Consider the following 15,873-nt stretch of genomic DNA (forward strand, 5'->3'; position numbering starts at 1 on the left):
CTTTATGATACCTAACAGGTTTTGGAAACCTGTTAGAATATTTATTTAATATTTATAACTTCATTATATTCTAAGTTTCGATGCCAAATATCATCTTCATTTTCTCCTGAATATTTTCCAACATTACAAAAAACAGCTTTTACAAACCAATTTTGATTATTGTTGAAAATAAATTTATCGTCATGCTTCTCAATTTCAACATTATCAAACCAATCTGGAATAGAAATAAAATCGACTACACTAAAAATTAAATCGATAGTAGTATCAGGATCATCGTAATTAAAATCGTAAACAACATCAGAATATTGTTTTTCACTTCTTAATATTAATGTTGAATGACTGACTGTGTACATCCAAATCCTAAATATTCTGTTTGATTTAAAATTTTTTGAAATATTCATTTTAGAATTCTAATATTTAAGCTCTTCTAAACTTTCTTTTAAAGCGACAATAAATGTATCAATATCTGATTTTTTCACTGTCAATGGCGGCAAAATTCTTAACAGATTTTTGTTGTTTGCACTTCCTGTAAAAATATGTTTCTCGATAATTAATTTCTTTCTTAAAGCAGCAACATCAAAATCAAATTCAACTCCAAGCATTAAGCCTTTTCCTTTTACTTGTTTGATTCCAGGAACTTGTTTGATTTGTTCTAAGAAATATTCATAAACTTCGTTTACATTCTTTTGTAAATCTAGTTTTTTAATTACATCCAAAACTGCAATTCCAGCTGCACAAGATAAATGGCTTCCGCCGAAAGTAGTTCCTAGCAATCCGAAACTTGCTTCAAATTTTGGAGAAATTAAAATCGCTCCAACAGGAAAACCGTTCCCCATTCCTTTTGCTACAGAAATAATATCAGCATTAATTCCGTGATGTTGGAAAGCAAAGAATTTTCCGCTTCTTCCATATCCAGATTGTACTTCATCCAAAATCAAAACAACATCATGTTTTTTACATGCTTTTTCTAAAGCCTGAAAAAACTCGGTAGTTCCTTGGTCTAAACCACCAACTCCCTGAATTCCTTCAATAATAACTGCAGTTACATCACCTTTTGCAAGTTCAGCTTCAACTAATTCAATTTGGTTTAATGGTAAAAAAGTAACGACTTGCTGTGCATTAATTGGCGCAACAATCTTTTTGTTGTCCGTAACAGCAACTGCTGCAGAAGTTCTTCCATGGAAAGAATTATCAAAAGCAACAACTCTTGATTTTCCGTTATGGAAAGACGCTAATTTTAAGGCATTTTCGTTTGCTTCAGCTCCAGAACTGCACAAAAACAGTTCATAATCTTCTAATCCTGAAAGTTTTCCTAATTTCTGAGCCAATTCAACCTGCAAAGGATTCTGAATAGCATTCGAATAAAATCCTAAGTGATCTAACTGATTTTTTAGTTTTTCAACATAATCAGGTTGCGTATGGCCAATCGAAATCACACCATGTCCGCTATATAAGTCTAAATATTCCACTCCGTTAATGTCTGTAATGGTACAGTCTACTGCTTTTACAGGTGTGATGTCGTAAAGTGGGTATACGTTAAATAAATTCATTTCTTCTAAGTTAAATGTTATCTGTAAAAAGTTAGAAGTTTAAGTACAGACGTTTAACATCTTACTTCTAACATCTTACTATTTTAAAATCCGCTTGGTTTCAAATGTAAACCGGTGGTTTCTTCTAACCCGAACATTAAATTCATGTTTTGAATTGCTTGTCCTGAAGCACCTTTGGTTAAGTTGTCAATAATTGAGGTAACTAAAATCCGGTTTCCTTTTTTCATTAAACTGATAATACATTTGTTGGTTTGTACGACTTGTTTCATATTAATATTTGTCGTTGTAACCGTCACAAACGGTTCGTTTATATAGAAATCTTCGTATTTGGCAACTGTTTGCTCCAAACTTTCGTCAGAAGATGTATATAAGGTTGCAAAAATTCCTCTTGGAAAATCCCCTCTGTTCGGAATAAAAAGCAATTCACTTTCAAAATCATCCTGCAATTGCACCAAACTTTCTGAGATTTCTCCCAAGTGCTGGTGTTCAAAAGCTTTATAATGCGACATATTATTGTTTCTCCAGCTAAAATGCGAAGTTTCTGAAAGTCCAACTCCAGCTCCTGTGCTTCCTGTCGTTGCATTAATATGAACATCATTATTCAACAGATTATGTTTTGCTAAAGGCAATAGTGCCAATTGAATCGCTGTCGCAAAACAACCTGGATTAGCAATATAATTTGCTTTTTTAATTTCTGATTTGTTCAATTCAGGCAAACCGTAAACGAAATCTTTTCCTTCAAAATGAGCGTCTTTATTTAACCTGAAATCATTTCCTAAATCAATGATTTTAGTATGACTTGCAAATTGATTTTCCTTCAAAAAGGAAATCGATTTTCCGTGTCCAAGACACAAAAACACAACATTTACCTCTGGATTGATGGTGTCAGTAAAATTCATTTCAATATCACCCAACAAATCGTGATGCGCCACAGAAAGCGGTTTACCTGAATTGGTTGTACTGTAAACAAAATCGATATTTACATTGGGATGATACATTAATATTCTGATAAGTTCTCCGGCTGTGTAGCCCGAACCACCAATTATTCCGACATTAATCATGATCTAAATGATTTACAGATGAAAAAATATTTTGGGCATTTCCTAAAATCTTAATAAATCCTTTTGCATCATCAGATGTCCAGGCATTGTTCATTTCTCCGTACTGACCAAAACCAGTATTCATTAAATCATTATCTGATTCAATTCCGTCAAGCGAAAAATGATATGGTTTTAGAGAAACGGTTACAACACCATTTACAGTTTTTTGTGTGTCTTGCAAGAATGTTTCGATATTTCTCATAACCGGATCTAAAAACTGACCTTCGTGAAATAACATTCCGTACCAGTTTCCTAATTGTTCTTTCCAGTATTGTTGCCATTTTCCAAGTGTATGTTTTTCTAATAAATGGTGCGCTTTGATGATAATTAATGGAGCAGCAGCTTCAAAACCAACTCTTCCTTTAATTCCGATAATGGTATCTCCAACGTGAATATCTCTACCAATTGCAAAAGCATTTGCCAGTTTTTCAAGAGCCACAATATTATTAGAAGGTTTATCCATTATACCGTTTAACCCAACCAATTCTCCTTGCTCAAAATGCAATCTTACTTTCTCTTCGCCTTCTTTTTGCAATTGCGAAGGGTAAGCATCACCTGGTAATGGCTGGCTAGAAGTCAATGTTTCTTTTCCTCCAACACTGGTTCCCCAAAGCCCTTTATTGATAGAGTATTGCGCTTTCTCCCAAGAATAGTGAACACCATTTTTAGCTAAATAATCTACTTCTTCTTGTCTTGAAAGTTTCAAGTCTCTAATTGGCGTGATAATTTCAATTTCCGGAGCAATAGTCTGGAAAATCAAATCAAAACGAATTTGGTCATTTCCTGCACCCGTACTTCCGTGTGCGATAGCGCTTGCTCCTACTTTTTTAGCATATTTAATAGCTTCAATTGCCTGAAAAACACGCTCTGCACTTACTGATAATGGGTACGTATTGTTTTTTAATACATTTCCGAAAATCAAATATTTTATCGCTTTATCATAATATTTATCTACGATGGTAAGATTTGCGTGTTGTGCACTTCCTAATTCGTAAGCTCTTTTTTCAATTGCTGATAATTCTTCAGCATCAAATCCTCCTGTATCTACAAGTACGGTGTGAACTTCGTATCCTTTTTCATTTTTTAAATATTTCAAACAATACGAGGTATCTAATCCTCCACTATAAGCTAATACAACTTTTTTCATTTTATATAATTTAGGCTAATACTTTCGTATGTAGCAAGTTTGAGATTTCTTTTTTATGGTATTCTTATGGCAAAAAAATAAAAGAAAGCATTTTATTTAAGAATAAAGCTTGTTTTATTTTTTTCAATCTGTTCAAAACAGCTTCGTTAAAAGGATGTCTTGGCGGATCTTTTTGTTTTTCCTTTGGATCGTACAACATTCCGGTACAAAGACACATTTTGTTTTCCTTGCTTTTTAGAATTTCATAATTGGTACAGGTTTTACAGCCTGACCAAAAACTTGGGTCAGTTGTTAATTCAGAGAAAGGCACTGGTTTGTAACCTAAATCAGAGTTGATTTTCATTACGGCTAAACCAGTTGTAATTCCAAATATTTTTGCATCTGGGTATCTTTTTAAAGAATAATCAAAAACTTTAGATTTGATCTTTTTAGCCAAACCTAAACTTCTGTAATCCGGATGAACGATTAAGCCGGAATGGGCCACGAATTTTCCGTGCTGCCAACTTTCGATATAACAAAAACCTGCAAATTTTCCATCTGCCAGAGCAATCATCGCATCGCCGTTCGCCATTTTTTTCTGAATGTATTCAGGAGTTCTTTTAGCAATCCCTGTACCTCTTAACAAGGCAGATGATTCTATTGTATCGCAAATTTCCTGTGCGAATTTGAAGTGTTCTTCCTGAGTTACAACAATAGAGATTTTCATTTCAATAGTTGAAGTTAGAGTTAAAAATTAAAACGTATTGTTTAGTTTGAAATCTGAAATTTAATCCAATAAATTTAGACAAAATAGAAGTAACATTCTCAAAATCAAAAACTTGATTAAGAAAATTTACAAAATTATATATACTTTTAGGATATGTTTGTCCAATGGACAAATTGTGTGATTTCAAAATGAAAAATGAATATAAATAAATACGCGGCGAAAAACTCTTTGAATACTATAGAGATAGCATCCGTACTTCGGGAGAAGTTACAGGAGAGTTTGTCCGTGACAAAGAAGTTATATGTAAACTTATTTTATTCATCGAGTGCAAAAGTACACTATTTTTTTATTTACAAAACAAAAAAATAAAATTCTAACATTTTTTTAGCGTAATGTTATTTTTTAAAGATCCTAAGATTCTTATACGCTAAGGTTTTGAGTTTTTCTAAAATTCATGTTTTATAAAAAGTTTCATATTGGATCGTTTTATCCAACAACCAATAGCGGAACTAGACCGAAACTCGCGAGTTGAAATCTTACATGAGGCTACTAAAAGAAAAACCCGATAGTTATAAAAAATAACGATCGGGTTTAAAATGACCATGCTTATATTATTTAATTCTTAGTAAACGGAATTACTTTTCCATCACCTAAAATCATATCAACAGCTGTTTTGGCATCATTGAACTTAAATTTAACTCCTGCTCTTTTTGACTGAAAAGTATCTTTTTCTCCAGCCACCGGTTCAACAGAAAATTTTGGATAATTTGTAATTTCTGCACTAAGAACACTGCTTTTCTCTGTAAATTCAATTTTCAAAGGTGCTTTTGCAGTAGAATAATTCCCAACATAACCATCCAAGATAATATCTTTCTCCACCTTACCGTTTCCCGCCGTCCAAACATTATTACTTTGGTTATAATCCGGAAAAGCGTGATCAGGATCTAAAGTTATACTTTCAATTTCCTCTGTAGAATTATGTTTAAAAGACCAATCATTATTACGTTGCCATATTTCAACTGGCAATTTCACTCTGGTTACTTTTCCACTTTTTGTTTTTACATCTAAAATGATTGGCATCGGCATTTTATCAAAATTCTCCACTGTAATTACAACTCCTTTTGATGGATCATTTTTTACATATTTAATAGAGTTAATTCCCTGATCAAATCTCCAGTTGTTTACAAACCAGCTTCTCCAGAACCAACTTAAATCTTCTCCTGCAACATTTTCAATTGTTCTGAAAAAATCATCCGGAGTTGGGTGTTTGTAAGCCCAACGCTCAACATAAGTACGTAATGCTTTATCAAAACGCTCTTGTCCCAAAACTTGTTCTCTCAAGATTGTTAATCCTGCACTTGGTTTTGCATAACATAAAACACCGATATTAGCTTCCTTCATATTATCAGGAGAACTCATAATAGTTTCTAATTTTGGGCTTGTATAATACTCTACATCTTCATGAAGATCAGCAGGTTTTTGTTTGTACTCTCCATTGTTAAAATCAAAAGAACTTACAGAGTTAATAAACGTATTAAAACCTTCATCCATCCAGGCAAACAAACGCTCGTTAGAACCTACAATCATAGGAAACCAAATGTGCCCGAATTCGTGATCTGTAACTCCCCATAAATCATCTCCTTTAGATTTCCATCCACAAAAAACAATCCCGGGATATTCCATTCCTCCTTCGTTTCCTGCTACGTTTGTTGCAGCCGGATAAGGATATTCAAACCATCTTTTTGAATAATTTTCAATTGACGACTTCACATATTCTGTTGAACGTCCGTAAGCATCGTTACCAGCGCTTTCAACAGGATAAGCAGACAAAGCCAAAGACTTTTTACCACTTGGCAAATTAATTTTTGCTCCATCTAAAATAAATGCAGGAGAAGATGCCCAAGAAAAATCACGAGCATTTTTAATTTGATAATGCCATGTTTTCTCAGCAGTAGTATTAGAATTTGCAGTTGCTGCAACTTCGTCCGCAGAACGAATCATAATGGTTTTATCACTTTGTGAAGCTTCTTTGTAACGTTTAAATTGTTCTGCAGGCAAAACCTCTGCTCCATTTAATAATTCTCCAGATCCCACTACATAATGATTTGCCGGCACTGTAAGTTTCACATCAAAATTTCCATATTCCAAGTAAAATTCAGAAGCCCCTAAATACGGTGCCGTATTCCAGCCTCGCACATCATCATACACACACATACGCGGATACCATTGCGCTATAGTGAAGATTTTACCATTTTTAGTTTCAAGAACCCCCATCCTGTCTGATCCTTCGAATGGCGCAATAAATGAGAATTCAATTTTGATTTTTACAGATCCTCCTTTTGAAGCCAACTCTTGTGGAAGAAAAATTTGCATTCTTGTATCTGTAACAATAAATTTTGCATCCGTTTCAACCTTTGTTTTTCCGCCAGAAATAACTTTTACTGATTTTATCTTATTTCCACCATCAAAAACCTGACCTTGGGCTCCATTACGACTCCCCGTTAAAGGCACTACAGCATTCCCTCTCGAATCTTCCTTAAACAAGTTTTGATCTAAGTTTAACCAAACAAATGACAATTTATCCGGGCTATTATTAGTATAGGTAATCTCATCAGTACCAATAATTTCATTTTTTACTCCATTTAATTTTGCTGTTATCTGATAATCAGCTCTATTTTGCCAGTACTCAGCTCCAGGCTGACCACTTGCAGAACGAGTTGGCGTACCGTTTTTTGTATAAAAATGAGGTGCAAAAGCATCATGATAATTATAATTATTTACCGGGGTTGCTGCTGTTGTAGCTGGGGTTTGTTGTGCCCAAACAGAAGTAATCCCTACAAACAAAGCCATAGTTAATAAGGCTTTAGAGGATTGTTTTTTCATATTTTTTAGCTGTTTATCTAGCAAATTAATGAAAAAAAAAGGTATGTACAGAGAAAAATTTAAGCTTAAATTTAATTTTAGGAAAATTTTATCAAAAAAATAATTTAAGCAATTTCCTTCAAAAAATAAAATTTATAAAATATATTTACAGTCAGATAAAAACTAATTCTTTTCAAATAAATTACTTTGACTACAACTATTTCAAATTCAACACTTAAAGCTTCTATTAAACACGCAGGAGCCGAATTATCTTCATTAAAGAACAAGCAGAACAAAGAATTTATATGGGAAGGTAATCCTGATTTTTGGGGAAAGCATTCTCCTGTTCTTTTTCCGATTGTAGGCACTTTAAAGAATAACACTTATAGGATTAATGGGAAAGAATATCAATTGCCGCGCCATGGCTTTGCTCGTGATTTGGAATTTCAATTGGTAGATAAAACAGAAAACAGTGCTACTTTTTCGTTAAAATCAGATGACGAAACCATAAAAAAATATCCTTTTTATTTTGAATTACAACTTATTTATACCCTGCATGAAGCGGCATTAGACATTACATATAAAGTAATTAATAAAAATGAAACTAAAATGCCTTTTTCGATAGGTGCACATCCGGCGATTGCTTTACCTGATAATTTTGAAGATTATGCATTTGAATTTGAAAAAGAGGAAGTTTTACAATTTTCACTTTTAGAAAACGATCTGGTTTCTAACAAAACTAAAATTTTAGAAACTATTGAAAATTTAGTTCCGCTGAACTACAAACTGTTCGAAAACGATGCTTTGGTTTTTAAAACATTAAAATCAAAATCCCTTACTATATTGAAAAATTTAAAACCTTATGTAAAAGTAGATTTTGAGGATTTCCCAAGTTTAGGAATCTGGACAAAAGAACAGGCTCCCTTTATCTGTATTGAGCCTTGGTTTGGTTATTCAGACACACCTCAAAACTCTGGTGATCTATTTGAAAAAGAAGGTGTCTTAATATTGGATGCCAATCAGACCTTCACTTCAAAATTCAGTATACAAATATTATAACAGTCGAAAAAAATGTTAGAATTCAATTTTTCACCATTTCCAATTATAGAAACCGAACGTTTAGTTTTAAGAAGAATTACTAGTGAAGATGTGAATGAAATTTTTGAACTTCGTTCAAATCCAGAAACCATGAAATATATTCCGCGTCCTTTGGTTAAAACAAATGAAGATGCTTTGGAACATATTGCCATGATTGAAGATAAAATCATAACAAACGTTGGGATCAATTGGGGTATTTCTTTAAGAGATAACCCTAAATTGCTTGGCATTATTGGCTATTACAGAATGCAACCTGAAAATTACCGTGCTGAAATCGGCTACATGTTATTACCGGAATTTCATGGAAAAGGAATTATTCCAGAGTCTGTAAACAGATTAATCAGATTTGGTTTTGATGATTTAAAACTACACTCAATCGAAGCAGTAATTGATCCGGACAATTTAGCTTCAGAAAAAGTATTACAAAAGTGTGGCTTTATTAAAGAAGCACATTTTAAGGAATCTGATTTTTATGAGGGACGCTTTCTTGACAAAGTAATCTACTCATTACTAGACAAGTAAAAAATACTGCTAATTTCTTTAAAAAAATATCCTGTTAAATTTAAAAAAACATAATAGTTAAGTAGCCTAATGCGTTATATTTGCACGCGAAATATAAAATTAAACCTTATTTCGAATTGCGAAAACTTACCTTATGAAAAAAATTCTTGTCTTAATCGTTCTTTTATTTTCAATTCATTCTCAAAGTCAAACTTATATAAAATTTAATGCTGCTACTGCTTTATTTGCAATTCCAAATGTAGGAATAGAAACAAGTATTGGAGAAAAAACTACTTTTAGTGTTGATGTTATGGCATCATTTTGGGAATCTTTCAATGGTCATAGCCCCATGAAATTTTATACTTTAACACCTGAGATACGCTATCATTTTAAAGAAAAATACAATGGATTTTATGTAGGTGCTCATGCTGGCCCGGATGTTTATGAAATTCAAAAATGGAATTATTGGGATAGTGCTAAATATGAGCATGGATTTGGATATCGATTAGGAGTAACTGTTGGCTATAATGTTAAAATTAACGATAAGTTTTTATTAGATATTTTTGCCGGAGGTGGTTGGCATCAAGGATTTTATCACGGTTACTACAATGATGGTACTCCCGGAAGATACGAAAAAGCTGTACATTGGAACAAAAGTGGTGAATGGTTACCGTATCGCGGTGGTGTAATGCTTTCTTATAAATTGAATTAAAATTTACTCAACGATTTAATATATAAATCTTCCACTTTTTTACGTGCCCAATCGGTCTTTCTTAAAAAGGTCAAACTAGATTTTATACTCGGATTTGAAGTAAAGCATTTTATCGGAATTAATTCTGATAATGTATCAAATCCATAATGAGCAACTAATTTTTCTAATATTACCTGAAGTGTAATTCCATGTAAAGGATCTTTTGATTGATTTTGCATTTTATATTTTTAAAATAATAATAAAAAGACCGTACTCCAAAAAAGTACGGTCTTTCTTTTTTACAAAATTAACGAATTGAAATTAAATTTAAATCAAATCGACTACTATTAGAATATAAATTTAAATCCGACAGAAAGTGGCGTTGTTAAACTTGAAGCTCCAACTAAATAAGCTGAATCAACATTTGCCATATGTGCTAATCCAAAATTGGTTACAGTTGTTTTTTCTCCAACTTTTGGGTCTAAAGTCGTTGATGTAAAATTAGCTAAATCATAAGAGAATTCAACAGAAAAATGTTTTGTTACAAAGTAATCAAATCCACCTGACAAGGCTAAACCAACCTGATTTACTTTTAAATCACTTTCTTTTTCTTTACCTGTAATAATTGGAACAGCTAATTGTCCAAAGAAGTATAAAGAACCAGCAACATTCCAATATTTTCTTGCTAACGGCTCAATTACAATCAAATCTGTTTTTGCAAGAGTTTTAATATTTGAATCACCCATATCATAACCATCCGATTTTATGTTAATATAACCAACTGCAGCTCCTACCGCAACAGATGGTGTGACAAATGTTCCAACAATTGGCACAACTGATAAATTTGTATTCTTAACATCTCCTGTTTTAGTTTGCTGATAACCAAATTGTGAAGTAGCAAACCATGCGCCTTTTAAACCTTGATTTGCATCCTGTGCTTTTGCAGTTAAACCGATTAACACAATACCAACTAATGATAAAATTTTTTTCATGTTTGAGTTTGTTTTAAATTATTCAACAAACTTATATGTAAGTTTTTTCTTTAAACATGATCAAAGTCATTGATTAAAAAAAATCTTTAATTATCTTAGATAGCATGAAAGTTTTTCAATTTTGTTTTACATTTGCAACTATGTTAAAAACAGTCAATATACTTAATAAAAGAGCTCGTTTCGATTACGAGATAATCGACACCTATGTTGCAGGAATCGTTTTATCCGGAACAGAGATCAAATCTATACGCTTAGGAAAAGCTAATATTACCGAAAGCTTTTGCGAATTTAGCAACCTTGAACTTTTTGCTATCAATACTTATATTGAAGAATATTCTTTTGGAAATCAATTCAACCATAAGTCGAGAAGTGAACGAAAATTACTTTTAAATAAGAAAGAATTAAAAAGCCTTCATAAAAGTGTGCAGGCAAAAGGACTTACTATTGTACCGCTAAAATTATTCACAAATGAAAAAGGTCTTGCAAAACTGCAAATAGGCCTTTGTAAAGGAAAGAAAAACTACGACAAACGCGAGTCTTTGAAAGAGCAAGACACAAAACGTGATTTAGATCGAATTAAAAAAGCTTACAATTAAAATGCTTTAAATTTATTTTAAAGAAGTGTTTATTAATATTTTATCGTTATTTTTATAAAAACAATTTAACTGTAAAATATGAAAAAGTACTTAGTTTTGTTAATTGCCGTACTGGCACTTTCAAGTTGTGGCAGTAATACTTCAATTGTAAATAGCTGGAGAGATCCTGACGTAACAGTTGCTCAGGAACATTTTAAAAAAGTTTTAGTTGTTGCTTTAGTTAAAGATGAAGCTTCCAGAAGAATTACAGAAAATAGGATTGCAGCCAGTAATCAAATTTTTAAAACTTCATATCAATTTTTAAACGAAACTACTAAGCAACTCACACAGGAACAAAAATTAAAAATTCTACAAGATGAAAATTTTGACGGAGTTGTTACAATGCGTTTAGTAAGTACTGAAAAAGAAACAAACTACGTTCCCGGAACTTATACAGGTATGTATTATGGAGGATTTGACGGAATGTACACAGGAATGTATGGTTATGGATTTGGAAACTGGTACGGAATGTATTCTCCAAGCTTTTACGATCCGGGATATTATCAGGAAACTACATCTTACATGGTAGAAACCAATATTTTTTCATTAAAACAAAACAAATTAATCTGGACAGGAACTACCAAATCTGAGTATGTTACGGATTTAGGACAAACTGTTGATGCAATCATGCAAGCTGTTGTTGGTGAAATGAAAAAAGACGGATCTTTACCTAAATAAAAGAATTAAAAGCAATAATAATATATTGCTTTTTTTTTCAATTTAAAAAATGACTAATTTTGTCAAGACAATTTAAATCATTTCACTAAAAAAAAATGAAAACGTTACTTAAAAATGCACGAGAACAAAAAGGATTAAAAACCCGTGAAGTAGCCCAACTTCTTGGAATTGATCAGGCATTAATAAGTAAATTTGAGTCAGGAACAAGAAAACCTACTAAAGAGCAAATTTCTAAACTTTCTCAACTCTTAGAAATTGACTTTGAAACTTTGATGATTGCCTGGTTAAAAGAAAAAATTCTATATGAAATTGGAGATGATGAATTTGCTTTAAAAGCTTTAAAAGTTGCCGAAGATGAGATAAAATATAATAATGCAATATCAAACTTAAAAATATCAACTTCCTTAGAAAAGATTTTAAAAGAAATTGATATTCTAAAAGATAAATTAGATACCTACAGAAAATTTGATAGTTATAAAATCAAGCAGGCTCTTGAATTAGAATATACTTTTGAAAGTAATAGAATTGAGGGAAATACGATGACACTTCGTGAAACCGATATGGTTATTAATGAAGGCTTGACTATTTCCGGAAAAAGCATGAGAGAACATCTGGAAGCTATAAATCATCAGGAAGCAATTGGCTTTATCAAAGATTTAATGCAGAAAAACAACGCGTTGAATGAACGTGATCTTTTATCAATTCATAATTTAATCCTCCGTGGAATTATTCCTGAAGATGCCGGACGTTATCGAAAAGTTCAGGTAATGATTCAAGGAAGCACTCATATGCCTCCGCAGCCCTTAATGGTTGCTCAGGAAATGGAAGAATATTTTATTTGGTATGAAATAAACAAAAACAAATTACATCCAATTATTCTTGCTGCTGAAATGCATGAAAGACTAGTCACCATTCATCCCTTCATTGATGGAAACGGAAGAACCTCACGTTTAGTTATGAATTTAATATTAATGCAAAAAGGCTATTTGATTGCTAACATAAAAGGGGATTACGAAAACAGAATACAATATTATCAATCATTAGAAAAAGCCCAAACAAAAAAAGACAAGGAAGATTTTTTACTTTTTATTGCTCAGATAGAAAAAGAAAGCCTGGAAAGATATATTAATATTCTTACCCAATAAAAAAGCCCAACTAATTGGGCTTTTTATCTAATTTTTATCTTCTAATAAAGGAACAAATCGAAATTCTCCAAACTCATGTTTCTCAAATTGCGTTTCATTTTTACGAATCAACAAAGTCATAATCTGTACATCTTCACCTAACGGAATAACCAACCTTCCTCCTATTTTTAACTGTGCCATTAAGGGCTGAGGAATAAACGGAGCGCCAGCCGTAACAATAATACTATCAAATGGCGCGTAGCTTGGTAATCCTTTATAACCATCGCCAAAAGATAAATGTTTAGGCCGGATATTTAATTTAGGAAATAAATTTGAGGTTTGTTTAAATAACTCATTTTGTCTTTCTATACTATAAACTTTAGCACCCAGCATACATAAAACTGCAGTTTGATAACCAGAACCTGTTCCAATTTCAAGAATTTTATGTTCTTTTTTTACTTCTAATAATTGTGACTGAAAAGCCACAGTGTAGGGCTGAGAAATAGTTTGTCCAGCACCAATAGGAAACGCCTTGTCCTGATAAGCGTAATCTTCAAAACTTGAATTCAGAAAAAGGTGTCTTGGGATTTTTTTTATCGCATCCAAAACTGATCTATCAGTTATTCCCTTTTGTTCTAAAGTGCTTACTAATTGATTACGAAGTCCTTGATGTTTGGCAGTGTCTTTCAAAATGGGTAGGTTTTATTTTGGCAAAAATAAGAAAGTAAAAAAGAAATCAAATATTGATTTTTAATTATTAAATCGCTAAATCTTTATTGCATTAACTTTTACTTTCAACAAATAAATTATATTTTTGTTTAAAATACATTCTCATGTTAAAAGTAGGAGTTTTAGGTGCTGGTCACTTAGGTAAGATACATTTACGCTTATTGCAACAATCTGACAAATACGAATTAGTTGGATTTTACGACGAAAATCAAGAAAATGCCGAAAGAATTTCAAAAGAATTCGGCTATAAAAACTTCAACACTATTGCAAAATTAATCCACGCCGTGGATGTAATCGATATTGTAACACCAACACTTTCACATTATAAATGTGCTAAAGTGGCCATTAAATCAGGAAAACACATCTTTATAGAAAAACCTATTGCCAACACTGTAGAAGAAGCGGAAGAGATTATTGCTTTAGCCAAAGAATACAATGTAAAAGGACAAGTTGGTCATGTGGAGCGTTTTAATCCTGCTTTTATTGCAACGAAAAACATGATCGAAAATCCGATGTTTATTGAAACACATCGTTTGGCCGAATTTAATCCGCGTGGTACAGATGTCCCTGTGGTTTTAGATTTGATGATTCATGATATTGATGCAATCTTAAGTGTTGTGCATTCAAAAGTAAAAGACATTCATGCAAGTGGTGTTTCAGTTATCAGTGACACACCTGATATTGCAAATGCCAGAATTGAATTCGAAAATGGTTGTGTGGCAAATTTAACAGCAAGCAGAATTTCGATGAAAAATATGCGTAAAACACGTTTTTTTCAAAGAGATGCCTATATTTCTGTTGATTTTCTGGAGAAAAAATGTGAAGTGGTACGTATGAAAGATGCTCCGGAAGTTCCTGGAGATTTTGATATGATTCTTCAAAATGCTGAAGGTGTAAAAAAACAAATCTACTTTACAAATCCTGATGTCGAGCAAAACAATGCGATTTTAGATGAACTAGAATCATTTGCAAATGCTATTAACACTGACACCACGCCAGTTGTAACTTTAGAACAAGCTACAGATGCTTTACGTGTGGCATATCAGATTATTGATTGTTTCGATAAATAAAATATAATTTCAAAAATAAATTAGCCACGAATTCCCGAATTTAATTGGTGAATTCGTGGCTAAAATCATAAATATAATACCTGAATTTAAATGAAAACTATAGCTGTAATTGGTGCTGGAACAATGGGTAACGGAATTGCTCATACTTTTGCACAAAGTGGTTTTACCGTAAAACTTATTGATGTTTCTGAAAAATCTCTAGATAAAGGAATGGCAACTATCGCTTCCAACTTAGACAGAATGCTTTCTAAAGGAACTATCACTCAGGAAGATGTTGCCAAAACCATCACTAATATTATAACTTATACAGATATTAAAGACGGTGTTGTGGGAGTTGATTTAGTCGTTGAAGCAGCGACAGAAAATGTTGAATTAAAATTAAATATTTTCAAGCAATTAAACGAAGCTTGTTCTCATAATACCATTTTAGCAACGAATACTTCTTCTATATCCATTACACAAATTGGAGCAGTTGTAGCACATCCGGAACGCGTTATCGGAATGCATTTTATGAATCCGGTGCCGATTATGAAATTAGTGGAAATCATTCGTGGATACAATACCAGCGACGAAGTCACAAAAATTATCATGGATTTATCTGTAAAACTAGGAAAAACGCCTGTCGAAGTAAACGATTATCCAGGTTTTGTAGCAAATAGAATCTTGATGCCAATGCTAAACGAAGCAATCGAAACGTTATACAATAAAGTAGCCGGTGTTTACGAAATTGATACGGTGATGAAATTAGGAATGGGACACCCAATGGGTCCACTACAATTAGCTGATTTTATTGGTCTTGATGTTTGTTTGGCAATTTTGAACGTAATGTACGAAGGTTTTAAAAATCCAAAATACGCTCCTTGCCCACTTTTAGTGAATATGGTTAGAGCCGGAAAATTGGGAGTTAAATCTGGAGAAGGTTTTTATGATTATAGTGAAAGTAAGAAAGCAGAGAAAATCTCTAAGCAGTTTGTTTAGGTCGAAATATTT

Annotated in this window: 17 protein-coding genes; 8 read left to right on the forward strand and 9 right to left on the reverse strand. The window is 32.5% G+C overall.

The window, feature by feature from the left end; genetic code table 11:
- Positions 1 to 41: 41 nt before the first annotated feature.
- From B0A65_RS21580 to B0A65_RS21605, 6 genes are all read right to left on the reverse strand, one after another.
- Entirely contained in the window at positions 42 to 401 is a 360-nt protein-coding gene (locus B0A65_RS21580) for a hypothetical protein (RefSeq protein ID WP_074657628.1), read from the reverse strand.
- Between the two features lie 9 nt (positions 402 to 410).
- Entirely contained in the window at positions 411 to 1,550 is a 1,140-nt protein-coding gene (locus B0A65_RS21585) for an aspartate aminotransferase family protein (RefSeq protein ID WP_074657625.1), read from the reverse strand.
- Positions 1,551 to 1,633: 83 nt separating this feature from the next.
- Positions 1,634 to 2,611 (reverse strand): N-acetyl-gamma-glutamyl-phosphate reductase, encoded by a 978-nt coding sequence (gene argC, locus B0A65_RS21590; RefSeq protein ID WP_074657622.1) that lies wholly within the window; start codon positions 2,609 to 2,611, stop codon positions 1,634 to 1,636.
- Positions 2,604 to 3,797 (reverse strand): argininosuccinate synthase, encoded by a 1,194-nt coding sequence (locus tag B0A65_RS21595; RefSeq protein WP_074657620.1) that lies wholly within the window; start codon positions 3,795 to 3,797, stop codon positions 2,604 to 2,606. The genes argC and B0A65_RS21595 overlap by 8 nt, the downstream gene beginning before the upstream one ends.
- A gap of 64 nt (positions 3,798 to 3,861) precedes the next feature.
- Positions 3,862 to 4,503, reverse strand: coding sequence for a GNAT family N-acetyltransferase (locus B0A65_RS21600; protein WP_074657617.1), 642 nt, complete (start codon positions 4,501 to 4,503; stop codon positions 3,862 to 3,864).
- Positions 4,504 to 5,118: 615 nt separating this feature from the next.
- Positions 5,119 to 7,386 carry a M1 family metallopeptidase gene (locus B0A65_RS21605; RefSeq protein WP_074657615.1) on the reverse strand — a complete coding sequence of 756 codons (2,268 nt, stop codon included), beginning with the start codon at positions 7,384 to 7,386 and terminating at the stop codon, positions 5,119 to 5,121.
- A gap of 186 nt (positions 7,387 to 7,572) precedes the next feature.
- Between B0A65_RS21605 and B0A65_RS21610 the strand changes: the two genes are divergently transcribed.
- The 3 genes from B0A65_RS21610 to B0A65_RS21620 all read left to right on the forward strand — a co-directional run bounded on the left by B0A65_RS21610 (position 7,573) and on the right by B0A65_RS21620 (position 9,676).
- Positions 7,573 to 8,424: an aldose 1-epimerase family protein gene (locus B0A65_RS21610; protein WP_074657612.1), complete on the forward strand. Its 852-nt coding sequence runs from the start codon at positions 7,573 to 7,575 to the stop codon at positions 8,422 to 8,424.
- Positions 8,425 to 8,436: 12 nt separating this feature from the next.
- Positions 8,437 to 8,985 (forward strand): GNAT family N-acetyltransferase, encoded by a 549-nt coding sequence (locus B0A65_RS21615; RefSeq protein WP_074657609.1) that lies wholly within the window; start codon positions 8,437 to 8,439, stop codon positions 8,983 to 8,985.
- A gap of 133 nt (positions 8,986 to 9,118) precedes the next feature.
- On the forward strand, positions 9,119 to 9,676 hold the full coding sequence (locus B0A65_RS21620) for a DUF3575 domain-containing protein (protein ID WP_074657607.1): 558 nt from the start codon (positions 9,119 to 9,121) through the stop codon (positions 9,674 to 9,676).
- Here B0A65_RS21620 and B0A65_RS21625 read toward each other — a convergent pair.
- Both B0A65_RS21625 and B0A65_RS21630 read right to left on the reverse strand, forming a co-directional pair.
- The gene (locus tag B0A65_RS21625; RefSeq protein WP_074657604.1) at positions 9,673 to 9,894 is read right to left on the reverse strand and encodes a VF530 family protein; all 222 of its coding nucleotides are present in this window, start codon (positions 9,892 to 9,894) and stop codon (positions 9,673 to 9,675) included. The genes B0A65_RS21620 and B0A65_RS21625 overlap by 4 nt on opposite strands.
- Before the next feature lie 108 nt (positions 9,895 to 10,002).
- Positions 10,003 to 10,647: a porin family protein gene (locus tag B0A65_RS21630; protein WP_074657602.1), complete on the reverse strand. Its 645-nt coding sequence runs from the start codon at positions 10,645 to 10,647 to the stop codon at positions 10,003 to 10,005.
- Between the two features lie 140 nt (positions 10,648 to 10,787).
- Here B0A65_RS21630 and smpB point away from each other — a divergent pair, with 140 nt between their 5' ends.
- From smpB to B0A65_RS21645, 3 genes are all read left to right on the forward strand, one after another.
- Complete coding sequence (gene smpB / locus B0A65_RS21635) at positions 10,788 to 11,243, forward strand: SsrA-binding protein SmpB (RefSeq protein WP_074657599.1); 456 nt, start codon at positions 10,788 to 10,790, stop codon at positions 11,241 to 11,243.
- 78 nt (positions 11,244 to 11,321) lie between these two features.
- Positions 11,322 to 11,960: a hypothetical protein gene (locus B0A65_RS21640; protein ID WP_074657596.1), complete on the forward strand. Its 639-nt coding sequence runs from the start codon at positions 11,322 to 11,324 to the stop codon at positions 11,958 to 11,960.
- 95 nt (positions 11,961 to 12,055) lie between these two features.
- Positions 12,056 to 13,105 carry a Fic family protein gene (locus B0A65_RS21645; protein ID WP_074657594.1) on the forward strand — a complete coding sequence of 350 codons (1,050 nt, stop codon included), beginning with the start codon at positions 12,056 to 12,058 and terminating at the stop codon, positions 13,103 to 13,105.
- A gap of 27 nt (positions 13,106 to 13,132) precedes the next feature.
- Here B0A65_RS21645 and B0A65_RS21650 read toward each other — a convergent pair whose 3' ends face one another.
- Positions 13,133 to 13,774 carry a protein-L-isoaspartate(D-aspartate) O-methyltransferase gene (locus tag B0A65_RS21650; RefSeq protein ID WP_074657591.1) on the reverse strand — a complete coding sequence of 214 codons (642 nt, stop codon included), beginning with the start codon at positions 13,772 to 13,774 and terminating at the stop codon, positions 13,133 to 13,135.
- A 143-nt stretch (positions 13,775 to 13,917) separates the two neighbouring features.
- Here B0A65_RS21650 and B0A65_RS21655 point away from each other — a divergent pair, with 143 nt between their 5' ends.
- Both B0A65_RS21655 and B0A65_RS21660 read left to right on the forward strand, forming a co-directional pair.
- Positions 13,918 to 14,883: a Gfo/Idh/MocA family protein gene (locus B0A65_RS21655; protein WP_026985489.1), complete on the forward strand. Its 966-nt coding sequence runs from the start codon at positions 13,918 to 13,920 to the stop codon at positions 14,881 to 14,883.
- Positions 14,884 to 14,973: 90 nt separating this feature from the next.
- Positions 14,974 to 15,861, forward strand: coding sequence for a 3-hydroxyacyl-CoA dehydrogenase family protein (locus B0A65_RS21660; protein WP_074657589.1), 888 nt, complete (start codon positions 14,974 to 14,976; stop codon positions 15,859 to 15,861).
- Positions 15,862 to 15,873 lie beyond the last annotated feature (12 nt).

This window comes from Flavobacterium frigidimaris (assembly GCF_002217275.1).
Taxonomy (GTDB): domain Bacteria; phylum Bacteroidota; class Bacteroidia; order Flavobacteriales; family Flavobacteriaceae; genus Flavobacterium; species Flavobacterium aquidurense.